At 64.4% G+C, this 25,896-nt stretch carries 26 protein-coding genes and 1 pseudogene; 14 read left to right on the top strand and 13 right to left on the bottom strand.

Annotated features, from left to right (window positions below; all coding sequences use genetic code 11):
* Positions 1-93 precede the first annotated feature (93 nt).
* The 3 genes from recA (at position 94) to EN846_RS20715 (ending at position 4,944) form a co-directional block, all read left to right on the top strand.
* The gene (gene recA, locus EN846_RS20725; protein WP_126054856.1) at positions 94-1,194 is read left to right on the top strand and encodes a recombinase RecA; all 1,101 of its coding nucleotides are present in this window, start codon (positions 94-96) and stop codon (positions 1,192-1,194) included.
* Positions 1,195-1,432: 238 nt separating this feature from the next.
* Positions 1,433-4,099, top strand: a complete 2,667-nt coding sequence (gene alaS, locus EN846_RS20720; RefSeq protein ID WP_135859252.1) for an alanine--tRNA ligase — start codon at positions 1,433-1,435, stop codon at positions 4,097-4,099.
* Between the two features lie 65 nt (positions 4,100-4,164).
* Positions 4,165-4,944, top strand: coding sequence for a PhzF family phenazine biosynthesis protein (locus EN846_RS20715; RefSeq protein ID WP_127391990.1), 780 nt, complete (start codon positions 4,165-4,167; stop codon positions 4,942-4,944).
* Positions 4,945-5,008: 64 nt separating this feature from the next.
* On the opposite strand, the gene EN846_RS20710 is transcribed toward EN846_RS20715, so the two are convergent.
* From EN846_RS20710 to EN846_RS20700, 3 genes are all read right to left on the bottom strand, one after another.
* Positions 5,009-5,794, bottom strand: a complete 786-nt coding sequence (locus tag EN846_RS20710; protein ID WP_127391991.1) for a hypothetical protein — start codon at positions 5,792-5,794, stop codon at positions 5,009-5,011.
* Positions 5,794-6,420, bottom strand: a complete 627-nt coding sequence (locus tag EN846_RS20705) for a glutathione S-transferase family protein (RefSeq protein ID WP_127391992.1) — start codon at positions 6,418-6,420, stop codon at positions 5,794-5,796. Before EN846_RS20705 ends, EN846_RS20710 begins: the two co-directional genes overlap by 1 nt.
* Positions 6,421-6,504: 84 nt before the next feature.
* Positions 6,505-7,716 (bottom strand): NADP-dependent isocitrate dehydrogenase, encoded by a 1,212-nt coding sequence (locus tag EN846_RS20700; protein ID WP_127282343.1) that lies wholly within the window; start codon positions 7,714-7,716, stop codon positions 6,505-6,507.
* Positions 7,717-7,923: 207 nt separating this feature from the next.
* On the opposite strand from EN846_RS20700, the gene EN846_RS20695 reads away from it, so the two are divergent.
* The 7 genes from EN846_RS20695 to EN846_RS20665 all read left to right on the top strand — a co-directional run bounded on the left by EN846_RS20695 (position 7,924) and on the right by EN846_RS20665 (position 13,155).
* On the top strand, positions 7,924-8,841 hold the full coding sequence (locus EN846_RS20695) for an RNA methyltransferase (protein ID WP_127282342.1): 918 nt from the start codon (positions 7,924-7,926) through the stop codon (positions 8,839-8,841).
* The gene (murI, locus tag EN846_RS20690) at positions 8,834-9,619 is read left to right on the top strand and encodes a glutamate racemase (protein ID WP_127282341.1); all 786 of its coding nucleotides are present in this window, start codon (positions 8,834-8,836) and stop codon (positions 9,617-9,619) included. Before EN846_RS20695 ends, murI begins: the two co-directional genes overlap by 8 nt.
* Before the next feature lie 60 nt (positions 9,620-9,679).
* Positions 9,680-9,868 carry a DUF3008 family protein gene (locus EN846_RS20685; RefSeq protein WP_126054849.1) on the top strand — a complete coding sequence of 63 codons (189 nt, stop codon included), beginning with the start codon at positions 9,680-9,682 and terminating at the stop codon, positions 9,866-9,868.
* 338 nt (positions 9,869-10,206) lie between these two features.
* On the top strand, positions 10,207-10,824 hold the full coding sequence (rpsD, locus tag EN846_RS20680) for a 30S ribosomal protein S4 (protein WP_126054848.1): 618 nt from the start codon (positions 10,207-10,209) through the stop codon (positions 10,822-10,824).
* Positions 10,825-10,980: 156 nt separating this feature from the next.
* On the top strand, positions 10,981-11,838 hold the full coding sequence (ttcA, locus tag EN846_RS20675) for a tRNA 2-thiocytidine(32) synthetase TtcA (protein ID WP_187331405.1): 858 nt from the start codon (positions 10,981-10,983) through the stop codon (positions 11,836-11,838).
* 10 nt (positions 11,839-11,848) lie between these two features.
* A complete protein-coding gene (locus EN846_RS20670; RefSeq protein ID WP_127282339.1) occupies positions 11,849-12,676 on the top strand; it encodes an inositol monophosphatase family protein in 828 nt (275 codons plus the stop codon).
* A gap of 68 nt (positions 12,677-12,744) precedes the next feature.
* Complete coding sequence (locus EN846_RS20665; protein WP_127282338.1) at positions 12,745-13,155, top strand: hypothetical protein; 411 nt, start codon at positions 12,745-12,747, stop codon at positions 13,153-13,155.
* 40 nt (positions 13,156-13,195) lie between these two features.
* Here EN846_RS20665 and EN846_RS20660 read toward each other — a convergent pair whose 3' ends face one another.
* Together EN846_RS20660 and grxD are read right to left on the bottom strand one after the other, a co-directional pair.
* Positions 13,196-14,440: a multidrug effflux MFS transporter gene (locus EN846_RS20660; protein ID WP_135913949.1), complete on the bottom strand. Its 1,245-nt coding sequence runs from the start codon at positions 14,438-14,440 to the stop codon at positions 13,196-13,198.
* A 145-nt stretch (positions 14,441-14,585) separates the two neighbouring features.
* Positions 14,586-14,921, bottom strand: a complete 336-nt coding sequence (gene grxD / locus EN846_RS20655) for a Grx4 family monothiol glutaredoxin (RefSeq protein WP_127282336.1) — start codon at positions 14,919-14,921, stop codon at positions 14,586-14,588.
* 162 nt (positions 14,922-15,083) lie between these two features.
* On the opposite strand from grxD, the gene EN846_RS20650 reads away from it, so the two are divergent.
* The 3 genes from EN846_RS20650 (at position 15,084) to EN846_RS20640 (ending at position 18,324) form a co-directional block, all read left to right on the top strand.
* On the top strand, positions 15,084-15,884 hold the full coding sequence (locus EN846_RS20650) for a phosphodiester glycosidase family protein (RefSeq protein WP_127391994.1): 801 nt from the start codon (positions 15,084-15,086) through the stop codon (positions 15,882-15,884).
* A 113-nt stretch (positions 15,885-15,997) separates the two neighbouring features.
* The gene (locus tag EN846_RS20645; RefSeq protein ID WP_127391995.1) at positions 15,998-17,128 is read left to right on the top strand and encodes a multicopper oxidase domain-containing protein; all 1,131 of its coding nucleotides are present in this window, start codon (positions 15,998-16,000) and stop codon (positions 17,126-17,128) included.
* The gene (locus EN846_RS20640; RefSeq protein WP_128346688.1) at positions 17,125-18,324 is read left to right on the top strand and encodes a metal transporter; all 1,200 of its coding nucleotides are present in this window, start codon (positions 17,125-17,127) and stop codon (positions 18,322-18,324) included. The genes EN846_RS20645 and EN846_RS20640 overlap by 4 nt, the downstream gene beginning before the upstream one ends.
* 6 nt (positions 18,325-18,330) lie before the next feature.
* Here the strand turns inward: EN846_RS20640 and EN846_RS20635 are convergent, their stop codons facing one another.
* The 3 genes from EN846_RS20635 to EN846_RS20625 form a co-directional block, all read right to left on the bottom strand.
* On the bottom strand, positions 18,331-18,564 hold the full coding sequence (locus EN846_RS20635) for a BolA family transcriptional regulator (RefSeq protein ID WP_023674714.1): 234 nt from the start codon (positions 18,562-18,564) through the stop codon (positions 18,331-18,333).
* 96 nt (positions 18,565-18,660) lie between these two features.
* Complete coding sequence (gene purL, locus EN846_RS20630) at positions 18,661-20,901, bottom strand: phosphoribosylformylglycinamidine synthase subunit PurL (protein WP_135859253.1); 2,241 nt, start codon at positions 20,899-20,901, stop codon at positions 18,661-18,663.
* A 141-nt stretch (positions 20,902-21,042) separates the two neighbouring features.
* Positions 21,043-22,452 carry a PLP-dependent aminotransferase family protein gene (locus tag EN846_RS20625; protein ID WP_127392921.1) on the bottom strand — a complete coding sequence of 470 codons (1,410 nt, stop codon included), beginning with the start codon at positions 22,450-22,452 and terminating at the stop codon, positions 21,043-21,045.
* Between the two features lie 91 nt (positions 22,453-22,543).
* Here EN846_RS20625 and EN846_RS20620 point away from each other — a divergent pair, with 91 nt between their 5' ends.
* A complete protein-coding gene (locus EN846_RS20620) occupies positions 22,544-22,792 on the top strand; it encodes a DUF1127 domain-containing protein (protein ID WP_126054839.1) in 249 nt (82 codons plus the stop codon).
* Positions 22,793-22,828: 36 nt separating this feature from the next.
* Here EN846_RS20620 and EN846_RS20615 read toward each other — a convergent pair.
* The 5 genes and pseudogenes from EN846_RS20615 to purC all read right to left on the bottom strand — a co-directional run bounded on the left by EN846_RS20615 (position 22,829) and on the right by purC (position 25,692).
* Positions 22,829-23,459: pseudogene (locus EN846_RS20615) on the bottom strand (Pr6Pr family membrane protein).
* Between the two features lie 4 nt (positions 23,460-23,463).
* Complete coding sequence (locus EN846_RS20610) at positions 23,464-23,874, bottom strand: hypothetical protein (RefSeq protein ID WP_127392922.1); 411 nt, start codon at positions 23,872-23,874, stop codon at positions 23,464-23,466.
* 45 nt (positions 23,875-23,919) lie between these two features.
* On the bottom strand, positions 23,920-24,588 hold the full coding sequence (gene purQ / locus EN846_RS20605) for a phosphoribosylformylglycinamidine synthase subunit PurQ (RefSeq protein WP_127392923.1): 669 nt from the start codon (positions 24,586-24,588) through the stop codon (positions 23,920-23,922).
* 2 nt (positions 24,589-24,590) lie between these two features.
* Positions 24,591-24,830 (bottom strand): phosphoribosylformylglycinamidine synthase subunit PurS, encoded by a 240-nt coding sequence (gene purS / locus EN846_RS20600; RefSeq protein WP_126054835.1) that lies wholly within the window; start codon positions 24,828-24,830, stop codon positions 24,591-24,593.
* Between the two features lie 67 nt (positions 24,831-24,897).
* A complete protein-coding gene (purC, locus tag EN846_RS20595; RefSeq protein WP_127282327.1) occupies positions 24,898-25,692 on the bottom strand; it encodes a phosphoribosylaminoimidazolesuccinocarboxamide synthase in 795 nt (264 codons plus the stop codon).
* Positions 25,693-25,896: the final 204 nt, after the last annotated feature.

Genomic DNA, 25,896 nt, shown 5'->3' with positions numbered 1-25,896 from the left:
TGATGCCTCTTGCCAAACGAGAACAAAAAAGGTACAAAATGACAGGGATCACGGATTGTCCGGCCTTCATTGACGACCAAGGGGTGATGTATCATGGCTCAGAATACTTTGCGGCTTGTAGAGGATAAGGCAGTGGACAAATCAAAGGCTCTGGACGCGGCGCTGTCGCAAATCGAGCGCGCCTTCGGCAAGGGCTCGATCATGCGCCTCGGCGCCAACGAGCAGGTGGTCGAGATCGAAACCGTGCCGACCGGATCGCTCGGCCTCGACATCGCGCTCGGCGTCGGCGGCCTGCCGCGCGGCCGCATCATCGAGATCTACGGGCCGGAAAGCTCGGGCAAGACGACGCTGGCGCTGCACACCGTGGCGGAAGCCCAGAAGAAGGGCGGCATCTGCGCCTTCGTCGATGCCGAGCACGCGCTCGATCCGGTCTATGCCCGCAAGCTCGGTGTCGACCTCGAAAACCTGCTGATCTCGCAGCCCGACACCGGCGAGCAGGCGCTGGAAATCTGCGACACGCTGGTGCGCTCCGGCGCCATCGATGTGCTGGTGGTCGATTCGGTCGCCGCGCTGACGCCGCGCGCCGAAATCGAAGGTGAGATGGGCGATGCGCTGCCCGGCCTACAGGCCCGCCTGATGAGCCAGGCGCTGCGCAAGCTGACCGCCTCGATCTCGCGCTCCAACACCATGGTCATCTTCATCAACCAGATCCGCATGAAGATCGGCGTCATGTTCGGCTCGCCCGAGACGACGACCGGCGGCAACGCGCTGAAGTTCTACGCCTCGGTCCGCCTCGACATCCGCCGCATCGGCTCGGTCAAGGACCGCGACGAGGTCGTCGGCAACCAGACCCGCGTCAAGGTCGTCAAGAACAAGCTGGCGCCGCCCTTCAAGGTGGTCGAGTTCGACATCATGTACGGCGAGGGCGTGTCGAAGACCGGCGAGCTGGTCGACCTCGGCGTCAAGGCCGGCGTGGTCGAGAAATCCGGCGCCTGGTTCTCCTACAATTCGCAGCGTCTCGGCCAAGGCCGCGAGAACGCAAAACTGTTCCTGCGCGACAATCCCGACACAGCGCGCGAGATCGAAATGGCGCTCAGGCAGAATGCCGGGCTGATCGCTGAGAAGTTCCTCGAGAATGGCGGCTCCGAGGGCGGCGGTGACGACGGTTTCGAGGACGAAGCCGGCGCCATGTAGGTGACACAATCTCGGTTTATTAATATCTGCTTATGTAATTGAGTTCTTTAGTACTGCGTCCCGAACCGCCGGCCTTGTGCCGGCGGTTTGCGTTTCGGGCGATGCCCAGCCAGAGCCGGCAACAACCGGACTTTCCTCCAGTTCCGTGTTTCTGGACAGGCTGCGGCGTGATCGCTAAAAGGCCATGTCCATTTTGCCGTCGGCACCCCCGGCGGTTCTCTCGAAAAGGCAAGCATCCATGAGTGGCGTGAACGAGATCCGGTCGACATTCCTCGACTATTTCCGCAAGGAGGGTCACGAGGTCGTCGCGTCGAGCCCGCTGGTGCCGCGCAACGATCCGACGCTGATGTTCACCAACGCCGGCATGGTGCAGTTCAAGAACGTCTTCACCGGCCTGGAGAAGCGGTCCTATTCGCGCGCCACCACCGCCCAGAAGAGCGTGCGCGCTGGCGGCAAGCACAACGACCTCGACAATGTCGGCTACACCGCGCGTCACCTGACCTTCTTCGAGATGCTCGGCAATTTCTCCTTCGGCGACTACTTCAAGGAGCGCGCCATCGAGCTTGCCTGGAACCTGATCACCAGGGAGTTCGGGCTGAAGAAGGACAAGCTGCTGGTCACCGTCTATCACACCGACGACGAGGCGGCCGGCTACTGGAAGAAGATCGCCGGCTTCACCGACGACCGCATCATCCGCATCCCGACCTCCGACAATTTCTGGGCGATGGGCGACACCGGACCCTGCGGGCCGTGCTCGGAAATCTTCATCGACCGCGGCGAACACATCTGGGGCGGCCCTCCCGGCAGCCCGGAAGAGGACGGCGACCGGTTCCTGGAATTCTGGAACCTGGTGTTCATGCAATATGAACAGGTGACCAAGGAAGAGCGCATCGACCTGCCGCGCCCGTCGATCGACACCGGCATGGGCCTCGAGCGCATGGCGTCCATCCTGCAAGGGGTGGAGAGCGTCTTCGAGACCGACCTGTTCCGCCATCTGATCGATGCCGCGTCATCGGCGCTCGGGCGCGGTCCGGATGCGGACACCGTCGCATCGTTCCGCGTCATCGCCGACCATCTGCGGTCGTCCTGCTTCCTGGTGGCCGACGGCGTGCTGCCGTCGAATGAGGGCCGCGGCTATGTGCTGCGCCGTATCATGCGCCGCGCCATGCGCCATGCGCAGCTGCTCGGCGCCAGCGAGCCGCTGATGTGGAAATTGGTGCCGGCGCTGGTGCGCGAGATGGCCCAGGCCTATCCGGAGCTGGGGCGCGGCGAGGCGCTGATCACCGAAACGCTGAAGCTGGAAGAGACCCGCTTCCGCAAGACGCTGGCACGCGGCCTCGGGCTGCTCTCGGAGGCAACCGAGAAGCTCGGCGCCGGCGACATGCTGGATGGCGAGACGGCCTTCAAGCTCTACGACACATACGGCTTCCCGCTCGACCTGACGCAGGATGCGCTGCGCCAGCGCAGCATCTCGGTCGATCTGGCCGGGTTCACCGATGCGATGGAGCGGCAGCGGGCCGAGGCGCGCAAGAGCTGGGCTGGGTCCGGCGACGCGGCCACCGAGACGGTGTGGTTCTCGGTGCGCGAGAACACCGGCGCCACCGATTTCCTCGGCTACGAGACCGAGCAGGCGGAAGGTCTGGTCCTGGCGCTGGTCAAGGACGGCAAGACCGTCGACAGCGCCGCGCAGGGTGACACGGTTGCCGTGGTCGTCAACCAGACGCCCTTCTATGGCGAGTCCGGCGGCCAGATGGGCGACACCGGCGTGATCTCGGGCGAGGGCTTCTCGATCGAGATCACCGACACGCAAAAGAAGGCCGACGGGCTGTTCGTGCATCTCGGCCGGGTGGCGAGCGGCACGGTCAAGACCAGCGCCGCGGTCGAGCTCAAGGTCGACCATGCGCGCCGCTCCAGGTTGCGCGCCAACCATTCGGCGACGCACCTCATCCACGAGGCGCTGCGCGAGGTGCTGGGCACCCATGTCGCGCAGAAGGGCTCGCTGGTCGCGCCCGAGCGCCTGCGCTTCGACATCTCGCACAACAAGCCGATCTCGGCCGATGAGCTCGAGGAGGTCGAGCGCATGGCGAACGAGATCGTCGTGCAGAACAGCCCGGTGTCGACACGCCTGATGTCGGTCGATGACGCCATTGCCGAGGGCGCCATGGCGCTGTTCGGCGAGAAATATGGCGACGAGGTGCGCGTCGTGTCGATGGGCACCGGCCTGCATGGCGCCAAGGCGAACCGCCCCTATTCGGTCGAGCTCTGCGGCGGCACCCATGTCCGGGCGACCGGCGATATCGGCCTGGTGCGCATCGTGTCGGACAGCGCGGTCGCCGCCGGCGTGCGCCGCATCGAGGCGCTGACCGGCGAGGCGGCGCGCAAGCATCTCGACGAGCAGGACAAGCGGCTGAAGGCGATCGCTTCGACGCTGAAGATCGCGCCGGCCGATGTGGCGGCGCGTGTCGAAACACTGCTCGAAGAGCGCAAGAAGCTCGAAAAGGAGCTTAGCGAAGCGCGCAAGAAGCTGGCGCTGGGCGACCGTTCGCCGGCCGGCGTGCCGGCCGAGAACGAGACCATCGCCGGCGTCGGCTTCCTCGGCAAGGCGGTTTCCGGCGTGTCGCCGAAGGATCTGAAGCCGCTTGCCGATGCCGGCAAGAAGACGCTCGGCTCCGGCGTCGTCGTCTTCGTCGGCGCCGGCGAGGACAACAAGGCAAGTGTCGTCGTCGGCGTCACCGACGACCTGACCACCCGCTTCAGCGCCGTCGACCTGGTGCGCGTGGCGTCCGCCGCGCTTGGCGGGCAGGGTGGTGGCGGCCGGCCCGACATGGCCCAGGCCGGCGGTCCCGACGCCTCGAAGGCCGAGGACGCGATCGCGGCGGTGAAGGCGGCGCTGGAAGCGGCGTGACCTCGCTTGAGGTCGCCACGCAGTCAAGCTAGCCATCCCGGGAGCGCGAAGTGACGACACTGACCATGTACCAGGTCGACGCCTTCGCCGACCGGGCCTTCCACGGCAATCCGGCCGCCGTCCTCATCCTCGAGGACTGGCTACCGGAACATGTCATGCAGGCCATCGCCAACGAAAACAACCTTGCCGAGACCGCGTTCGCGCGGCCGAACGGCAAGGGCTGGGATTTGCGCTGGTTCACCCCGGTCCATGAAGCCGACTTCTGCGGCCACGCCACGCTGGCCACCGCCCATGTGCTGGCCCAGGAACACGATGTCGCCGGCGACATGGCCTTCGCCACACGGGTGGGCGAGCTCGGGGTTTCCAGGCGCGGCGGCGCCTACCAGCTCGATCTGCCGTGCTTTCCGCCGCAGCCCGTGGACGCCGAGCTGGCATCCGCGCTTCAGGACGTCGTTTCGGCGCGCCCGGTTGCGAGCTTCCGCAACTTCGAGAACCTGTTCGTCGAACTGGCCGACGAGACCGCCGTGCGCTGCTTTGTCCCGGACCTATCCGGGATTGCGACGTTCCACCCGCTCGGCGTGGTCGTCACCGCGCGCGGCGAGATCCATGATTTCGTGTCCCGCTACTTCGCGCCAGGCGCGGGCATTCCCGAAGATCCGGTGACCGGCTCCATCCACGCGACGCTGATACCTTATTGGTCCGAAAAGCTCGGCAAGACGGAGCTGTCGGCCTTCCAGTGCTCGCAGCGCGGCGGCCACCTGCTGTGCGAGCTGGCCGGAGACCGCGTGCGGATCACGGGCCGCGCGAAGACCTTCATGAAAGCCGAAATCTATCTGCCTGACTGAACGGCACTCGGCTCATGGTGCAGAAGCTTGAGAGCCGCCGGGCCCTCGCGAGAGACCGGCATGATCAAAGGAAGCCTTGGCCGCCCGTGTATTTCTGGCGCAGGCGCCTGTAAACCCACCTGAAATAGGGGAGGTTTCGCCTGCGGTGCACAAACACCGTTTGGCCGAACGGCGTCTCGCTCGCTGGCGCCGATGGATCGTGCCACTCCTGCGACGGGCTGCGAAAAATGGCGGCGCGCTGCTGCCTGGCAAGGGTCGTCAGCACCGATTGATCATGCCGATGCTCAACAAAACCGGGCAGGTTGGGAAGGCCGTGGATGTTCGGCATGTCGGTCAGCCGAACCTCGCTCGCCATGGCTGTCGTGAGCAGCTTGAGGAAAGCCCTCGCTTCCGGCCCGGCGCGGTAGAGCTGCATGCCGGCCCATAGCTGCGGCAGCGACCAGAACTCCTCCCGGTCGGCATCCATTTCGACAAAGCAGTCGCGCTTGGTCCAGGCGCCCTGCAGCATCCGCCCGCCCATCTTGAACAGGCATACCGGGTGCTGGCTGGAAAGCGCGATCAGAGGCGCGGGGTCGGCGATGAAGGTCAGTGCGGCGTCGCTGTAGAGGACCGGCGTGCCGTCGGGCACGCGGTTCATCATGTCCAGCGTGATGAAGGGCTTCCACAGCCAGTAGCCGGCGCCGCGCGGCGCGGCCATGATCGATGGGTATTTTCGCGCCAGGTCGACCAGCACCGGGTGGTCCGGCGTATAGAGATGACTGTCGAGGCCGAAGCGGCGCGCGCTCTTCAGCAGCAGCTTGCCGGCCTGCGACAGGTTCGGCGTCGCATAGCTGACATGGACGGCGCGCATCAGCCCGCCTGTTCGGTCCTGGCGAAGCTCGCGCGATCAGCGAAGCGCGCATACCGGTCGCTGATGTCGGCAAATCGGGCAAGCAATTCACGCCCTTCTGCGACCTTGACGAAATAGCCGATGATTGGGGCTGCATGCAGGTCGGCAAGGGTCAGTTGCGACCCCAGCAGCCACGGCCCGTCGGCCTTCAGCGCCGACAGTGTCCGCAGCACAGCCTCCGCTTGCGACAGGCCCTTGCTGATCAGGGCCTCGTCGGGCGGGTTTTGCTCCAGCCGCTCGACGGCGACATCCCAGACCATGGCGCGGTAGCCATAGGCGTCGAGCAGGCCGATGATCTGGTTCATCCTTGCCCGGCTGCGCGCCTCTTTCGGCTGCAGCGCCGGGCCGTCGAAGGCCTCGTCGGCATAGCGGGCGATCGCGCTCGCCTCGAACAGGCGAAAGCCGTCATGCTCGAAAGCCGGAATGCGGCCGAACGGATGATGTTCGAGATACCAGGCCGGAACGCCTTCCGGGGCAAAGACGTCGACCGGCACGAGGTCGTAGCCGATGCCTTTCTCTTCCAGCGCCAGCCGTGCGATGCGGACATAGACGCTATAGTCGGCACCGTAGAGGATTGGCTTGCTCATCGTCAGCCCCTTGCTTCCGCTCGCGTTGCTGCCCAAAAAGCGAAGGCTCCTTTCGGAGCCTTCGGCATGTCGAAATTTGGGTTCTTACCCCATGGCCTTCTGCAGGTTCTCGTCGATCTTGTCGAGGAAACCGGTGGTCGACAGCCAGGGCTGGTCGGGACCGATCAGCAGCGACAGGTCCTTGGTCATGAAGCCGGACTCCACCGTCTGGATGCAGACCTTTTCCAAGGTCTCGGCGAAGCGCTTCAACTCGGCATTGTCGTCGAGCTTGGCGCGGTGGGCGAGACCGCGCGTCCAGGCGAAGATCGAGGCGATCGAGTTGGTCGAGGTTTCCTCGCCCTTCTGGTGCTGGCGATAGTGGCGGGTGACGGTGCCGTGCGCGGCTTCCGCTTCCACGGTCTTGCCGTCTGGCGTCATCAGCACCGAGGTCATCAGGCCGAGCGAGCCGAAGCCTTGCGCCACCGTGTCCGACTGCACGTCGCCGTCATAGTTCTTGCAGGCCCAGACATAGCCGCCCGACCATTTCAGGCTGGAGGCCACCATGTCGTCGATCAGCCGGTGCTCGTACCAGAGTTTCTTCGCCTTGAACTCGGCCTCGAATTCCTTCTCGTAGACTTCCTGGAAGATGTCCTTGAAGCGGCCGTCATAGGCCTTGAGGATGGTGTTCTTGGTCGAGAGGTAGACCGGATAGTTGCGCAGCAGGCCGTAGTTCAGCGAGGCGCGGGCAAACTCGCGGATCGATTCGTCGAGATTGTACATGGCCATGGCGACGCCGGCGGCCGGCGCGTCGAACACGTCGTGCTCGATCACGGTGCCGTCCTCGCCGACGAACTTGATCGTCAGCTTGCCCTTGCCGGGATAGCGGAAGTCGGTGGCGCGGTACTGGTCGCCGAAGGCGTGGCGGCCGACGATGATCGGCTTGGTCCAGCCGGGCACCAGGCGCGGCACGTTCTTCATGATGATCGGCTCGCGGAAGATGGTGCCGCCCAGGATATTGCGGATCGTGCCGTTCGGCGACTTCCACATCTTCTTCAGCTTGAATTCCTCGACGCGCTGCTCGTCGGGGGTGATCGTCGCGCATTTCACGCCGACGCCGTATTTCTTGATGGCGTTGGCCGAGTCGATCGTCACCTGGTCGTTGGTGGCGTCGCGGTGCTCGATGCCGAGATCGTAGTAGTCGAGCTTGATGTCGAGATAGGGGTGGATCAGCTTGTCCTTGATGAACTGCCAGATGATGCGGGTCATCTCGTCGCCGTCGAGCTCGACGACCGGGTTCGCCACCTTGATCTTCGCCATGGAAAGAATGCCTCGTTGCTGGGGATCGGAACGGCCTTGCCCGCATGGCGTTCGGCCGGGGATGCCGAGCGTATATCAAAGGCTTTTTGAGCGCGCAAACGGCGATCGGCGGTGCCGCTTGATGCCATTCTTTGCGAAAGCTTCATTTTCGCCGCCGAATATGGCAGGGGTCGCCGAAATGCCGCAAACAGCAGTTCATTGACGTCCATGCCAGCCGACGAACAATCCCGAGACACCCCCATCGCAGCCGGCCCGGCGATCATACTGGTCGAGCCGCAGCTTGGCGAGAACATCGGCATGGTCGCGCGCGCCATGGCCAATTTCGGCCTTGCCGAGCTCAGGCTGGTCAATCCGCGCGATGGCTGGCCGAGCGAGAAGGCGCGCGCCGCGGCAAGCCGCGCCGACCATGTCATCGATGCGGTGCGGGTTTTCGACGATCTCGCCACGGCGGTCGCCGATCTCAATTTCGTCTTCGCCACCACGGCGCGCGAGCGCGACGGCTTCAAGGCCGTGCGCGGACCGGTCGAGGCGGGCAGGGCGCTGAGGACGCGGCAGCGTGCCGGGCTGCGAACCGGCATCCTGTTCGGCCGCGAGCGCTTCGGCCTCTACAATGAGGAAGTCGGGCTCGCCGACGAGATCGTTACCTTCCCGGTCGATCCTGGCTTCTCGTCGCTCAACATCGCCCAGGCCGTGCTTCTGATGTCCTATGAATGGATGAAGTCGGGACTGGAGGACGAAACCCAGACCAACTTCTCCGGACCGGAACTCGTGCCGGCGACCAAGGAGCAGTTGCACAGCCTGTTCACCTATCTCGAAGGCGCGCTGGAGGCGCGCGGCTATTTCCGCCCGGAAGGGAAGAAGCCGAAGATGGTCGACAATCTGCGTGCCGTGCTGACGCGCGCCGGTTTCGCCGAGCCGGAACTGAAGGTGCTAAGGGGCATCATCTCGTCGCTGGACAGATTTTCGCCGGCGATGCCGCGCGGCGATGGCTCCCCCGGCGACGATCCGAGACGGCTGCCCGCCGCTGCCGCGCGCGCCCGCAAGGCGGAAGCGGGCCAGGCGCCCAACGCCAATGGCGACGATAATGACGCGCCGCTGGGCGGCAAGGGCACAGACAATGACTGACCGGCCGATCCTGATGTTCGATTCCGGCGTCGGCGGCCTGACCGTGCTGCGCGAGGCGCGCGTGCTGATGCCCGACCGGCGCTTCGTCTATGTCGCCGACGACGCGGCCTTTCCCTTCGGCGCCTGGGAGGAGCCGGCGCTGCGCACGCACATACTCGATCTCTTCGCCAGGCTGCTCGACCGGTTTTCGCCGGCGATCTCCGTCATCGCCTGCAACACCGCCTCGACGCTGGTGATCGATGCGCTTCGCGAAAGATTTCCCGGCCATCCCTTCGTCGGCACGGTGCCGGCGGTCAAGCCGGCGGCGGAACGCACCCGCTCCGGCCTGGTCTCGGTGCTGGCGACGCCGGGCACGGTGAAGCGGCAGTACACGCGCGACCTGATCAGCAAATGGGCGCAGAAATGCCATGTCCGCCTGGTCGGCAGCGACAATCTGGCCGGACTGGCCGAGGTCTACATGCGCGAGGGCTTTGTCGACGAGGACGCCGTGCGCGCCGAGATCGCGCCCTGCTTCATCGAACGCGATGGGCAGCATACCGACATCGTCGTGCTTGCCTGCACCCACTATCCATTCCTGGTCAACCGCATGCGCAAGACCGCGCCCTGGCCGGTGGACTGGATCGATCCGGCCGAAGCGATAGCCCGCCGCGCCATGTCGTTGCTCCCGCCGGTCAACGGATCCTCGCAAGGCGAGCCCGACATTGCCGTCTTCACCTCCGGCAAGGCGGATTTCGCGGTCAGCCGGCTGATGCAGGGTTTTGGTCTGACGATCCCGTGACGGCAGGAACATCGGCTGGGCGGCTGCGTTCCCTCCCATAGTCAATTGGGAGAAACGACCATGCCTGCCACATCGAAAGCTCAGCAAAAGGCCGCCGGCGCTGCGCTGTCGGCAAAGCGCGGTGACACCAAGAAGAGCGAGCTCAAGGGCGCCTCGAAGGGAATGTACGAATCGATGAGCGAAAAGCAGCTCGAGGAATTCGCGGAGACCAGGCGCAAGGGCTTGCCCGAGAAGAAATCGAAGAGCTGATCTCGCTGCGCTTGGGAAGAAAAGCAAAAACCCGCCTGCGGGGCCGCGGGCTCTCGGTGATTGGCCCGCAGAGCCACGCACAAGCTTGACACCGCCTAAATCTCCGTTTAATCAGCGCGCCAACACCGGGCCGCAATGCCCGGTGGTTTTCTTTATGGGCGAGGCAGACGGAAGTTCGATTGTTTCTTCCTAGGCCTTGTTAACTGACGTGTCCCGTGGGTTTTCCGTCGCGTTGCGTGGAGAACCCTGTCAGGTCTCGAAAACGGAGGCCAGAGGAGGGCGCGTTTCCTTCACTCGGAGCATGAGGTTCCGGGTGTATTGTTTTGAAAGGGAATGCGATGAGCAAGCGCGAATCCGCGAAATACAAGATCGACCGCCGTCTCGGCGAGAACATCTGGGGCCGCCCGAAGTCCCCGGTCAACAAGCGTGAATACGGCCCCGGCCAGCACGGCCAGCGCCGCAAGGGCAAGCTTTCCGACTTCGGCCTGCAGCTGCGCGCCAAGCAGAAGCTGAAGGGCCACTATGGCGACGTTTCGGAAAAGCAGTTCCGCAAGGTCTATGAAGAGGCCGACCGCCGCAAGGGCGACACCTCGGAGAACCTGATCGGCCTGCTCGAGTCGCGTCTCGACGCGGTCGTCTACCGCGCCAAGTTCGTGCCGACCATTTTCGCCGCCCGCCAGTTCGTCAACCACGGCCACGTCAACGTCAACGGCAAGCGCGTCAACATCGGCTCGTATCGCTGCAAGCCGGGCGACGTCGTCGAGGTGCGCGAGAAGTCGAAGCAGCTCGTCATCGTGCTGGAATCGGTCGCTCTCGCCGAGCGCGATGTGCCTGACTATATCGAAGCCGACCACAACAAGATGACCGCCACCTTCGCGCGCATCCCCGGCCTGTCGGATGTTCCGTTCGCCGTGCAGATGGAACCGAACCTGGTCGTCGAATTCTATTCGCGCTGATCGGTTGCTTCAGCAATCCATCGAAAGGCCGCCCATTGGGCGGCCTTTTTGTTTGCCGAGCCGCCATGCCGGCGCCGCAGAAATCGATTTCGATTTCCGAGCCGATGCGCTAATCCGGGCGCCGACACTTGTCCCTGGGGCCGATGCGCCATGAATATGCTGCCAGACGTCAAATCCCTCGAGCCGGTCGGCGACGACACTGAGGGCGGCTTCCATCCCCTGTTCGCCGACGTGCCGTCCTCCGTCGAGTTCAACAAGCTGCGCAAGCGGCTCCTCAGATTGACGCGCCAGGCGATCGAGGACTTCGCCATGGTGAAGCCCGGCGAGCGCTGGCTGGTGGCGCTGTCAGGCGGCAAGGATTCCTACGGTCTGCTCGCTCTGCTACTCGACCTCAAATGGCGCGGCCTGCTGCCGGTCGAGTTGCTCGCCTGCAATCTCGACCAGGGCCAGCCGAACTTCCCGAAACACATCCTGCCGGACTACCTCAACGCCAACGGCATTGCGCATCGCATCGAATATCAGGACACCTATTCGGTGGTCACCGACAAGCTGCCCGAAGGCAGCACCTATTGTTCGCTTTGCTCGCGGCTCCGGCGCGGCCATCTCTACCGCATCGCGCGCGAGGAGGGCTGCGCCGCTCTCGTGCTGGGTCACCACCGCGAGGACATCCTCGAAACCTTCTTCATGAACCTGTTCCATGGCGGTCGCCTTGCCGCCATGCCGCCGAAACTCCTCAACGATGAGGGCGACGTCATGGTGCTGCGGCCGCTCGCCTATAACGCTGAGGCCGATCTCGAGAAATTCGCCGACGCGATGAAGTTCCCGATCATCCCCTGCGATCTCTGCGGCAGCCAGGAAGGCCTGCAGCGCAATGCCATGAAGGCGATGCTGGACGACATCGAAAAGCGCATGCCCGGCCGCAAGGACACGATGATCCGCGCCATGACGAATGTGCGGCCCTCGCATCTGCTCGACAGGAAGCTGTTCGACTTCGCCGCCCTCAACGACAGGTAAGACGATCCCCATGACATTTGACGATAGCGCCATCGACTGGCTTGCCGGTCTCCTCTCCGACGCGGCCATTGCCGAGATCATGCCGCGCTTTCGCCGGCTGGGCGAAGGCGACGTCCGCCAGAAGACATCGGCCGCCGATCTGGTGACCGAGGCCGACGTCAATGCCGAGCGGGTGATCACGGCAAGGCTGCGCGAGCGCTATCCCTCGGCCATGATCGTCGGCGAGGAAGCCTGCTCCGACAATCCGGCGCTGCTCGGCGGTCTCGGCGATGCCGAGCTCGCCTTTGTCATCGATCCGGTCGACGGCACCTTCAACTTCGCCTCCGGCGTGCCGCTGTTCGGCGTCATGCTGGGCGTTGTCGTCAAGGGCGAGACCGTCGCCGGCATCATCCATGACCCCGTCGGCAAGGACTGGCTGATCGGCGCCAAAGGCGCAGGCAGCCACATCCGCCACGCTCATGGCGCGCTGGAGAAGGTGCGCGTCGCGGCGGCCGTGCCGATCTCGCAAATGACGGGCGCCGTCTCCTGGCAATACCTGCCGGAACCCGAGCGCTCTCGGCTCGCCCGCAACCAGACCAAGGCGCTGTCGCAATTCGGCTATCGTTGCGCGGCGCACGAATACCGGCTGCTCGCCAGCGGCCACGCCCATTTCGTCGTCTACAACAAGCTGATGCCGTGGGATCACCTGGCCGGCGTGCTGATCCACCAGGAAGCGGGTGGCTACGCGGCGCGGATCGACGGCAGCGCCTATCTGCCCTCGCATATCGACGGCGGCATCCTGGTCGCCCCCGACAAGGACAGCTGGCAGGAACTGCGCCGCGAGCTTTGGGCGGAGTAGGGGCAGGAGCCGCGGCCCGATCCAAGCCGGCGGGTGCCGGAGGCTTCGCGTAGTCCGGAGAACCGCTGATGAGACCTTGGTCGGCAATCCTCGCAGCAGCCCTGGTCATCGCCGTGGTTGCGGCCCCCTGCGAAGCCGGGGCGCAGCAGCGCCGCCCTTGTCACAGTTCCGATCCCATCGACACCCTGGTGGAGATGTCGGACGCCATCTATGCCTGCTGGAAGCCACCGGCTGGAACTGCCGGCATGTCCCTGACACTGCGGTTCTCGCTTCGCCGGAACGGCACGCTCATCGGCAAGCCACGCGCCACCTATTCCGATCTGGGAACCGACCAAGCGCTGAACCGTGCTTTCGTGACGTCCATCCTCAAGGCGCTCGACGAGGCTCTGCCGCTGCCGTTTTCAGACAGCATGGGCGGAGCCGTCGCGGGGCGGATGCTTGCCCCTCGTTTCACCGCAACTGTCGAAGGTGCAAGCTAGTCTAGGGGCGGGCGCAATTCGGAAGCGTCGGTAACACGCATCAGACCGGCGGATTGTGCGGCTGGAACAACCTGCCGCGCTCTGCCAGCAGGATCATCAGCAGTGCCGCCACCGAGACGCTGCAGAAGCCGGCGGCGAGCGGTGTCACCGTGCCGTTGTAGGCCTGCCCGATCAGCGTCCCGAAAATGCCGCCGAGGAAGGTCTGCATGAAGCCGAGTATCGACGAGGCTGTGCCGGCCAGTTGCCCGAGCGGCTCCATGGCGAGTGCGTTGAAGTTCGCGCCGAGCCCGCCAAACGGAAGCATTGCGAGGGCGAAGAAGCCGACGAACAGCCAGAGCGGCATTTGCATTTCGAGCGAGACGACGAGCCAGGCCAGGCTGATGGTCAGGAAGAGCAGCAGCGCGCCCTGCGACAGCCGGCGCATGCCGACGCGGCCGACCAGACGCGAGTTGAGATAGTTCGAGAAGGCGAGCACGCCGGCGACGCCGGCGAAGATCAGCGGGAACAGTTCGCCGACGTGGAAGACGTCGAGATAGATCTGCTGCGCCGAATTGATGAAGCCGAACATGGCGCCGAAGATGAAGGTGCTGGCAAAGGCATAGCAGAGCGCGATGCGGTTGGTGAGCACGATGCGGAACCCGCCGACGATGGCGTGCACCGTCAGCGGCCGGCGGTATTCCGGATGCAGGGTTTCGGGCAGACGCAGCAGCGCCCAGGCCGATACGATCAGCGCGCCCGCCGCCATGGTGATGAAGATGACGTGCCAGGTCGCGAACAGCATGATGAACTGGCCGATGCCGGGCGCCACCACGGGAATGGCCATGAACACCATGAAGATCAGCGACATCACCTCTGCCATGCGCCGGCCCTCGAAGGTGTCGCGCACGATCGAGACGGCGATGACGCGCGTGGCAGCCGCACCGATGCCTTGCACCACCCGGCAGGCGAGCAGCGTAGCGAAGGACGGGGCGATGGCTGCGGCACCCGCCGCCAGGACATAGATCACCAGCCCGACAACCAGCGGCGCGCGCCGTCCGAAGCGGTCGGAGACCGGGCCGAACAGGAGCTGGCCACCGCCAAAACCCAGAATGTAGGCGGTGATGACATATTGCCGGTGGTTTTCATTTTCGACACCGAGCGAGGCGCCGATCTGCTGCAGCGCCGGCAGCATGATGTCGATCGCCAAAGAATTGAGCGCCATCAGCGCCGCGCAGAGCGCGATGAATTCCCAGCGCGGAATGGGCAAACTGGTTGCCGATTGCTGCGCTACTGCCTGCTTGTCCACCGCAAGATCCGATCTTCCAAACGAACCTGCGCCGGTTGACCGGCGCATCGATCCGTCTCGTTCCCGGTATCGAGAACCAAAGTGCCGAGGTGGGGGCGGCCCCGGAAGCCAGCGCCGGCGCTCAGGCGCCGGCAGGCGCGTTCAGTCAGGCAGCGCCTTTGACGCTGACGCCCTTTTCGACGAGGAACGTCTGCAGTTCGCCCGCCTGGAACATCTCGCGCACGATATCGCAACCGCCGACGAACTCGCCCTTGACGTAGAGCTGCGGGATGGTCGGCCAGTTGGAATATTCCTTGATGCCCTGGCGCAGTTCGGCCGACGTCAGCACGTTCACGCCTTTGTAGTCGGCCCCGATATAGTCGAGGATCTGAACCACCTGGCCGGAGAAGCCGCACTGCGGGAAGCCGGGCGTGCCCTTCATGAAGAGCACCACGTCGTTGCTCTTCACTTCGCTGTCGATGTAGTCGTTGATACCGCTCATGGATAATCCTTTCACGCCTGTGGGAGTCAGGCTCGAAACATAACCATCAAATAAACCCATAGGTTGACCGAAACAAGGTATTTGCCTTGCTGGCGCCGAAATGGCGCAAAAGATGGCCTGACGCTGCACCAAGTCCCTAGCTGCCAATCCTCCCGGAGCGTAATGAAAAAGCGCCATCTCGCGACGATCCTGATCGGCGTCCTGCTCGTCGCCCTGGCCGCGGCCCTTTGGCTGAGGCCGCGGGAACGCCCGCCGCTCGTCATCGGCGGACTGCCCGCTCCGTGCCGGGATTTGAGCTTCGAGGCGGTCCCCTATGTCGTCTGCGAGATCGATCTCAACTCCTATGACGTCGGCCTCTTCCACGCCGGCGCTGAAGGCAAACCCTACGGCTCGCTGGAGATGTTCGACAAGGCGATGAAGGGGCTGGGGCGGCCAGTCCTGCTTGCCATGAATGGCGGCATGTACCACGAGGACCTGACGCCGGTTGGGCTGCTTGTCGAGGATGGCAGCGAAAGAGCGCCGCTCAACCTTGCCGACGCCAAGGGCAATTTCTTCCTGAAGCCGAACGGCGTGTTTCTGATCGGCAGGGACGGCAAGGCCGCGGTGATGGAAAGCAGCGCCTATGCCGGCGCCAAACCCGATTCCGTCTTTGCCACGCAGTCGGGCCCGATGCTGGTGATCGACGGCGCGCTGCATCCTCGCTTCGACCAGAACGGCACCTCGCGCTATGTCCGCAACGGGGTTGGCGTGCGCGATGGCGGTACCGTCGTGCTGGCGATCTCGCGCTCGGAAGTCAGCCTCGGCAGCTTCGCGCGGCTGTTCCGCGACGGGCTTTCCTGTCGCAACGCGCTGTTCCTCGACGGCGTGGTCTCGGCGCTGTCGGACGGCGACAGGATGATCGTCGGCGGAAAATACCCTGCTGGCCCGATCATCGCGGTGTCGGCCAGGAAGACGGCGCAGTAACCCCCAAGAAGCCGTGAGCTTGTCTCCTCCGCCAAAGCAGCGGCCACAACAATATAGCTATAGCTAAATCTTGAAGCATCCGCTATGCTCCCCGCGATATGGAGGATGCTGGCATGAGCGAGACGAAATCCCTGCTGGAGCGCAAGTTCGATCGAAGGTTGCTTCTGGCCGGTGGCCTCGCGGCTGCAGGCGGCACGGCGGTGGTGGCGAGCGCGGCGCGCGGGCAGACAAGCCATGCCGGTCACGAGATGCCGGCGGCAGCTGCTGCCGAAGGCCAGCCGGCGCATCTGTCCGCTCATGGAGCGATGATCACGGTCGGCGAGGTCGACGACGCCCGAAACGGCTTCGACCCGGTGAAGCTGGTCAACGATTGGGAGACCGGGACGGTATCGACGCTGCCGGACGGGCGCACGCTTCGCACGTTCGAAGTCACGGCGGAAGACAAGGAGATCGAGATCGCGCCGGGCATCATGTTTCCAGCCTGGACCTATAATGGCCGGGTGCCGGGACCTTCGCTGCGCGCGACCGAAGGCGAGCGGCTGCGGATCGTCTTCCGCAACCAGGGCTCGCATCCGCATTCGATGCATTTCCACGGCATCCATGCCGCGCGCATGGACGGTGTCCCGGGCGCCGGCCTGATCGGACCGGGTGAGGAGTTCGTCTACGAGTTCGATGCCAGGCCGTTCGGCTGTCACCTCTATCACTGCCACGCGCTGCCGTTGAAGCGGCATATCCAGAAGGGCATGTACGGCGCTTTCGTCATCGATCCCGACCCGGCCCGTCATCCGGAACACGACGCGGTCGCCCGCTCGCGCCTGCTCGGCACGCCTGAGAATGCCGGCTGGCAGGAGTTCGTGATGGTCATGAACGCCTTCGACACCAATTTCGACAACGAGAACGAGGTCTACGCCGTCAACACGGTCGCCCACGCCTACGCGAAGAAGCCGATCGGGGTGCTGAAGGATAAGCCTGTCCGCATCTATCTCATCAATGTCGTCGAGTTCGACCCGATCAACTCCTTCCACCTGCACGCCAATTTCTTCGACTACTACAATCAGGGCACGACGCTCACCCCGACGCTGAAGACCGTCGATCTGATCACCCAGTGCCAGGCCGAGCGCGGCATCCTCGAGTTCCACTTCCGCGAGCACGAGCCGGGCCTCTATATGTTCCACCCCCACCAGTCGGAATTCACCGAGCTCGGCTGGTCAGGCATGTTCGACGTCGTGGAGGCTCTGTCGTGACCGATACGAGCCAGCCTTCCGCCGATACGCGTGCAGCGCGACCAGCCTGGGCCTATCTGCTCTGGATCGCGCTGCCGCTCGCCGTGCTCGGGCTGGCCATCGCATGGCTGGTCTCTTCGGATCCGCTGTCGAGCTTCCGCAACGGCGCGCCGCCAGTCGAGAACATCACCTTCGAGCGGACAATCCTTGGAAACGATGGCATTCGAATCCTCGTCCGCGCCGGCGGGTCGGAACCGATGAGGATCGCTCAGGTCCAGGTCGACGATGCCTATTGGCAGTTCACGCAGGATCCGCCGGGCCCAATCGCGCGCGGCTCGACGGCATGGATCGCCCTGCCATATCCCTGGGTGCTGGGGGAGGCGCATGCGGTCAACGTCGTGACCAGCACCGGCACCACATTCACACACGAGATCGCTGTGGCCGTCCCGACCCCAACGCGCGATTCGCTCAGCCTTGTCGCGCAGGCGGTGCTCGGCGCTTTTGTCGGCATCCTGCCCGTGGCGATCGGCTTGATGTTCTACCCCGCGCTGCGCGGCGTCGGACGCAGCGGCATGGATTTCCTCCTGTCGCTGACCGTCGGCCTGCTCGCGTTCCTGTTTGTCGATGCTCTGGAGGACGCGTTCGAACTTGCCGGCGAAGCCGCTGCCCTGTTCCAGGGGCCGACCATGATCGTGCTTGCCGCCGCCGTCAGCTTCCTGCTGTTGATGGCGGCGGGCCGGCGAAGCGGGGCGCCGACCGGTCTGGCGCTCGCCACCTTCATCGCGCTCGGCATCGGCCTGCACAATCTCGGTGAAGGGCTGGCGATCGGCGCTGCCTTCGCGTCGGGCGCGGCGGGGCTTGGCACCTTCCTGGTGCTGGGCTTCACCCTGCACAACATCACCGAGGGTATCGGCATCGCCGCCCCGATCCTGAAGCAGCGCCCGCCGCTCAGGACCTTTGCCGCGCTGACGCTGCTGGCCGGCGGCCCCGCTGTCATCGGCCTGTGGATCGGCAGCCTCGCCTATGCGCCGCAATGGTCGGCGTTGGCGCTGGCGGTCGGCGCCGGAGCGATCCTGCAGGTGATCGTCGAGCTCGTGTCGATGCAGCTTCGCCAGCGCGCCGACGGCACACGCGCACTGCTTGCGCCGGGCGCAATGGCCGGACTGGCCGCCGGCATCGGCTTCATGTACGTGACGGCGATGCTGGTGAAGATCTGAGGGGACTCAGTCCGGAACGCTGGTCTGCAGGGCGAGCGCGTGCAGCACGCCGCCCATATTGCCCTTCAGCGCGTCATAGACCATCTGGTGCTGCTGGACGCGGCTTTTGCCGCGAAAACTCTCGGCCACCACTTCAGCGGCGTAGTGATCGCCGTCGCCGGCCAGGTCGCGGATCGTCACCTTGGCGTCCGGAATGCCTTCCTTGATCAGCCGTTCGATGTCGTGCGCGTCCATTGCCATGCGGGTTTTCCCTATCAGGTACTGAGCTCATAGATATGGCCGGGACGGCGGATGCACCACTCCAAAGGCGACCAGAACGCCATCCCGAGCATAATATTATGGGTCCACGACCTCGTTTGCCATGAAGCGAGGAAACCAGGATTCGTGGGCGGCGGTCAATTCGCTCACGGGGATCGCCCGGGCCTCGCCGAGTTTCAGATCGCGGCCGCCGGTCGAGCCGATCCAGGGCGCGAAGATGCCGAGCTTACTCTGTCCCTCGCGAATGGCGTCCCATTCCTTGCTTTGCGGATCGATCGACAGCGTCAGAAGATAGCGGCCCTGGTCCTCGCCGAAGAACACCGGGATCGGATCGGTGCCGACGAGGCCCGGGATGGTGGCGCCGATGCCCGACGCCATCGCCATTTCGGCCAGCGCCACGGCAAGGCCGCCATCGGAAAGGTCGTGCGCGGCGGTGACGACGCCGGAGGCGATCAGCGCGCGGACATGGTCGCCGACGCGCTTTTCATGCTCGAGGTCGACAGGCGGCGGCGGGCCGTCGCTGCGGCCGTGGATGTCGCGCATATAGACGGACTGGCCGAGATGGCTGCCCCAGGTCGCCGGCGCGCCGACCAGCACGATCATCTGGCCTTCTCCGGCAAAGCCGATGCGCGCCATCTTCGACCAGTCGGTGATCAGCCCGACGCCACCGATGGTCGGCGTCGGCAGGATGCCGCGGCCATTGGTTTCGTTGTAGAGCGAGACATTGCCGGAAACGATCGGGAAGCCGAGCGCGCGGCAGGCATCGCCAATGCCTTTCACCGCCCCGACCAGCTGGCCCATGATCTCCGGCCGTTCCGGATTGCCGAAATTGAGGTTGTCGGTGGCCGCGAGCGGCAAGGCGCCGGTAGCCGTCAGATTGCGCCAGCATTCGGCCACCGCCTGCTTGCCGCCCTCATAGGGATCGGCCTCGCAATAGCGCGGCGTCACGTCCGATGAGAAGGCGAGCGCCTTGGTTGCGTGGCCCTCGACGCGCACCACGCCGGCGTCGCCGCCGGGAAGCTGCAGCGAATTGCCCTGGATCAGCGTGTCGTATTGCTCCCACACCCAGCGGCGCGAGGAGAGGTCCGGCCCACCCAGCAGCTTGAGCAAGGCGTCGGCGACATCCGCCTTGGGCGCATCGTTTGCGGCGAGCGGCGCCGGCTTCTTCGCTTCGACCCAGGGCCGGTCATATTCCGGCGCCTGGTCGCCGAGATCCTTGATCGGCAGATTGGCGACCTCGTCGCCCTGGTGGATGACGCGAAAGCGCAGATCGTCCGTGGTCTTGCCGACGATGGCGAAGTCGAGACCCCATTTGTGGAAGATCGCCTCGGCCTCTTTCTCTTTCTCGGGGCGCAGCACCATCAGCATGCGCTCCTGGCTTTCCGACAGCATCATCTCATAGGCGCTCATGCGCTCCTCGCGCACCGGCACCCTGTCGAGATCGAGCTCGATGCCGAGATCGCCCTTGGCGCCCATCTCGACGGCCGAGCAGGTCAGGCCGGCGGCACCCATGTCCTGGATGGCGATGACCGCGCCGGACGCCATCAACTCCAGGCAGGCTTCCAGCAGGCATTTTTCGGTGAAGGGGTCGCCGACCTGCACGGTCGGCCGTTTCTCCTCGATCTTGTCGTCGAATTCGGCCGAGGCCATGGTGGCGCCGCCGACGCCGTCGCGCCCGGTCTTGGCGCCGAGATAGACGACCGGCAGGCCGACGCCCTTGGCCTCGGACAGGAAGATGGCATCCGTCTTGGCAAGCCCGGCTGCGAAGGCATTGACCAGGATGTTGCCGTTGTAGCGAGGATCGAAATTGACTTCGCCGCCGACCGTCGGCACGCCGAACGAATTGCCATAGCCGCCCACGCCGGAAACGACGCCGGCCACCAGGTGCCGGGTCTTGGGATGGTCCGGCGCGCCGAAGCGCAGCGCGTTCATCGCCGCCACCGGCCTTGCGCCCATGGTGAAGACGTCGCGCAATATGCCGCCGACGCCGGTCGCAGCGCCCTGATACGGCTCGATATAGGAAGGATGGTTGTGGCTCTCCATCTTGAAGACGACGCAGTCGCCGTCGCCGATGTCGACCACGCCGGCATTTTCGCCCGGTCCCTGGATCACCTGCGGTCCGGTCGTCGGCAGGGTACGCAGCCACTTCTTCGAGGATTTATACGAGCAATGCTCGTTCCACATCGCCGAGAAGATGCCGAGTTCGGTGAAGCTCGGCTCGCGCCCGACCAGATCGAGGATGCGCTGATATTCGTCGGGCTTCAGCCCGTGCGCGGCAATGAGTTCCGGGGTGATCGGCACGGAATTGGAGATGGTCATGGGCGGCGATTTTTATCCGTGGGAGAGGGGAATTCGAGTCCCCTCTTATCGCAAGCTTGAGGCCGATACACCCCATAGATTGACGAAAAACGGCGGAAAGCCACAAGGTGGCGGAGGCTGCGGGATCAGGCGTGGCCGAGCTCAGGAAAAACTGTCGTAGCCGGCGCGGCCTTCATCGAGCAGGCGCCGGATCACCGCGACGCCACCGGCGACATCCTTGTCCTGCCGCGGTTGTGAGACGCCGAAGCGCACGCCATGGAAGACCTGTTCGGAGCGGCCTGCCTTGAATTCGTCCTCATCGTCGATGAGCACGCCCTGCGCCAGGCAGGCATTCTTGAACGTGCCGGAGAGCCACGGGTCCGGCAAGGTCAGCCAGACGAAGGGGACATTGTCTCTCGCCTCGAAGTCGAAGCCTTCAAGCGTCTCGCGCACGATGGCGATGCGCGCCTGGATCTCGGCGATGCAGCGCTTGCGGATATCGCCGGCCTGGCCGGACATCACCAGCCTGGTGCCGACCTCGGCCAGCAGGAAGGGCAGGCCGCCGGTCATCATCTTGTGCGCGACGCGGATGCGATGGCGATAGGCTGGCGGGCAGGAAAGCCAGCCGCCGCGCACGCCGGCGGCAACCGATTTCGACAGGCCTCCGGCGACAATTGTGCGCTCGGGGGCATATTCGGCCAGCAACGGCGTTGGATCGTCGGTCAGGTCGCCGTAAAGGTCGTCCTCGATTAGCGCCACATTGTATTCGCGCGCGATCTGCGCGATCGCCTGCCGCCGCTCCGCTGGCATCGTCACCAAGGTCGGGTTCTTCGCGGTGGGCATCAGGAACATCACCTTGGGATGCTTCTGCGCGCAAACGCGTTCGAAGTCCTCGGGGTCGACGCCTTCATTGTCGGTCGCAACCAGTGCCGTTCGACGCCCGATCAGGCCGGCGCTGCGCGAAATCTGCGAATAGGTGAGATGCTCAAAGACGACGTAGTCGCCAGGCATGGTGAGCGCCGCGATCGCCGCCATCACCGCCGCATGAGTGCCAAGCGTCGGCACGATTGAATCGGGCGAAGGGCGGAAGGAATTGCGCGACAGCCAGCGGCTTCCCGCCTCGTACCAGCGCCCGGGAAAATCCCTCGTGTAGCTCGAAATGTCGTGGGGATGGTCCTCAGCCGTGCGGGCCAGAATTTCGGCAATGATTGCGCCTTGGCCGACATCGGGCGCTGCGGTGCTGTCGAAGCGCAGCTTGCCGCTCGGTGCATCGAAGGGGCGCGTTCCTTGCGCGGCAGGTTCCAGCTCGACCTTCGGGTTCTCGGCGCGCTGCGCAAGCACATAGGTTCCGCGTCCGACCTCGCCGCTGACCAGGCCGCGTTCGCGCAGCAACTGGTAGGCGCGGCCGACCGTACCGACGGTGGCGCCGATGTCATAAGCGAGGTCACGCTGCGGTGGCAGTTTTGCACCGACATCAATGATGCCCTTGTCGATATCTGATTCAATGCTGTCAGCAAGACGCTGATACAGCGGGCCTGAGCCGGAAGAGAGGTCTGGAAGCCAATTTGTCATGGTGACAATTTTCTATATTGTGCCGCACGATGAGTCAATCCATATGAAGTCTGCGATTGATAGGATACAATCGAGGCAAGGTAGAACGAAGATGGATACAACCGACACAATTCATTACATCGGCACCGGATTGGATGGGCGCACGAAGTCACGGGCTCGCAATGGCTTCGTGGATCGCCTCGTATTTGTGCTCGGCTCCGTCATGAGGCAGATTGACCGGATGCTGGATCGCCGCCGCGGCCGCCTGGCCTTGTTGGAGATGACGGACGAGCAGCTCAAGGATATCGGCGTATCGCGCTGCGATGCGCATCGCGAAGGCCTCCGGCCGTTCTGGGATTGAGTTCACGCCCTCGAAGGATTCGGATGGCGCCGAACACTATTTCCGCAGCCGGGCAACCCAATGATCGGCGACGACGGCGATGACGCACAAGAGCAGAAACAGTCCGGTTGTGGCCAGCGCCGAAACGGCGACGCTGGCCGCGCCGTTCTTCTCCACGCTGAGAAACGGGTAGGGGACTTCGCCGGCGATCGGCGCCCGCAGCAGCACACAGGCCAGATAGGCGAGCGGGTAGACCATCCACCAGGAGATGTCGCGCCAGCGCGTGGTGCCGTCGGCGCCGGCGATGAGCCACCACAGCACGAACAGCGCCGGCGTCACATAGTGCAGCAGCATATCGCAGAGCAGGAACAGTCCTTGCGGCTGCCACAGCCGCGCCAGCACCGTCGCATAGACGATGAAGACGAGGCTGATCGCCACCGCCACGCCCGCCCGCAGCCGCGATCCGGCAAAGGCCGGGAACCACGCATAGCCTGACGGCGACAGCAGCGACGTGTGCACCAGCACCGCCCCGATATTGGTCAGGATGGTGAAGAAGCTGAACAGGAAGACGACCGAGCCGAGGAAGCTGCGGCCGGCTTGCATCGACGCCGGGATGGTGATGCTAGCCTGCAGGACGGAGCCCGATCAGGCCGACGGCCAGTCCCGCCTTCTGCAGGAATCGGCCCATCGCCTCAGGCGGCGGCGGCGCAGGACGGGTTGCCCGCCTGCCAGCGGGCGATATCGGAGCCGATGCGCGCGCCGAGCGGGTCAGCCATCAGCGGGCCGAACACATCGACGCGGCTGGAATTGCCTTGCGCCTGCACAACCAGCAGCGGCTTGCCGCCATAATGCTTGGCCGGCACCAGCAGGAAGCGCGGCGTGCCGCTGAACGAATTCAGCTCATTGGCCATCTGGTAGGGCTTGAAGGCCGGATCCTTGCTGGCGATCCAGCATTTGTGCGCCGATATCGCCACCTGCTCCATGGCGAGCAGCGAGGCGCTCTTGCCCGAGGGCGCCGGCGTGTTCTTCGGGCTCGACTGGCAGGAGGCGAGCGCAAGCCCGGCGGCAGCCAGGAGAGCAAGGCGAACAATCGTCAGTCTCATGGTCAGGCCGCCCCCGCGTTCCGAAAGGAATGTCCTAGAAGATAATCAAGCGGCGATGCCGAGGGCGCCTTCGAAAAGCGCGCGGCCGTCGCTGCCGCCATGCGCCGCCTCGATCAGGTTTTCCGGGTGCGGCATCAGGCCGAGCACATTGCCCTTCTCGCTGATGATGCCGGCAATGTCGTTGATCGAGCCGTTGGGATTAGTGCCTTCGGCATAGCGGAACACCACCTGTCCCTCGCCCTCGAGGCGGGCGAGCGTCTCGGCGTCGGCGAAATAGTTGCCGTCGTGATGTGCCACCGGCGAGCGGATGATCTGCCCCGGCTGATAGCGGCGGGTGAACATGGTGTTGGCGTTGGCGATCTCGAGCTTCACCTGCCGGCAGACGAATTTCAGCGAGGCATTGCGCATCAGCGCACCGGGCAGCAGGCCGGCCTCGACCAGGATCTGGAAGCCGTTGCAGACGCCGATTACCATCACGCCCTTGGCCGCTTTTTCTGCCACCGCCCGCATCACCGGCATGCGCGCCGCGATCGCCCCGCAGCGCAGATAGTCGCCGAAGGAGAAGCCGCCGGGAATGGCGATCAGGTCGACGTCGGGGATTTCGGTGTCGGTCTGCCAAACGGTTGCCGGCGCCTGTCCGGAAATCTTGGTCAGCGCCGCGATCATGTCGCGGTCGCGGTTGAGGCCAGGCAGAAGGACGACGGCTGATTTCATTGTCAGGCGATCTCCACCGCGTAGTTCTCAATCACCGTGTTCGCCAGAAGCTTGTCGCACATGGCCTTGAGATCGGCTTCGGCCTTGGCCTTGTCGGTCCCGGCCAGTTCGACGTCGAACACCTTGCCCTGGCGCACCGATCCGACCCCATCGAAACCCAACCCGGACAGCGCATGCTCGATCGCCTTGCCCTGCGGGTCGAGCACGCCGTTCTTGAGGGTGACGGTGATACGGGCTTTCATCGATACTCCTGAGAAATCAGTAAGGCTGGCGCCGGGCTCGCCGTTACCGGCAAGCCCGGTTTGGCAGTTAGTGCTTCATGCCCTTGGGCGGCTCGGACGACGCGACGAGCACCGGACCCGTGGGACGCGGCGGCTCGTTCTCGTTCATGATGCCGAGGCGGCGGGCGACTTCCTGATAGGCCTCGACCAGGCCGCCCATGTCGCGGCGGAAACGGTCCTTGTCGAGCTTGTCCTGGGTGGCCACGTCCCACAGCCGGCAGGAGTCGGGCGAGATCTCGTCGGCGACGACGATGCGCATCATGTCGCCCTCGAACAGGCGGCCGCACTCGATCTTGAAGTCGACGAGCTGGATGCCGACGCCCATGAACAGGCCGGAGAGGAAGTCGTTGACGCGGATGGCCAGCGCCATCACGTCGTCGATCTCCTGCGGGCTCGCCCAGCCGAAGGCGGTGATGTGCTCTTCCGACACCATCGGGTCGTCGAGCGCGTCGGCCTTGTAGTAGAATTCGATGATCGAGCGCGGCAGCACCGTGCCTTCCTCGATGCCGAGGCGTTTCGAGAGCGAGCCGGCGGCGACGTTGCGCACCACCACTTCGAGCGGAATGATCTCGACTTCCTTGATCAGCTGCTCGCGCATGTTGAGCCGGCGGATGAAATGGGTCGGAATGCCCATGCGATTCAAATGGTTGAAGATGTGCTCGGAAATGCGGTTGTTGAGCACGCCCTTGCCATCGACCACTTCATGCTTCTTCTTGTTGAAGGCGGTCGCATCGTCCTTGAAAAACTGGATCAGCGTCCCCGGCTCAGGTCCCTCATAGAGGATCTTGGCCTTGCCTTCATAAATGCGGCGGCGATTTTTCATCTGATTTTTTCTCTGGATTTCCGGGCAGGCGGCAAACGACCAGTTCCTGTCCGTCTGCCTAAATTAGTATGGCAACGGCGGTGTTCAATGCCGGTGTCTATCCCAATCGCATTGTTTGCTCAATCGGCAAATCCTTCGAATCAACCGCTTTCGGGAATGAAATGCCGCAGCGCAGCAAGTGATGTAGCATATTGACCGGCCCGC

It is taken from the genome of Mesorhizobium sp. M4B.F.Ca.ET.203.01.1.1 (assembly GCF_004791025.1).
Taxonomy (GTDB): Bacteria; Pseudomonadota; Alphaproteobacteria; order Rhizobiales; family Rhizobiaceae; genus Mesorhizobium; species Mesorhizobium abyssinicae.
This window is presented reverse-complemented; position numbering and strand designations above follow the sequence as displayed.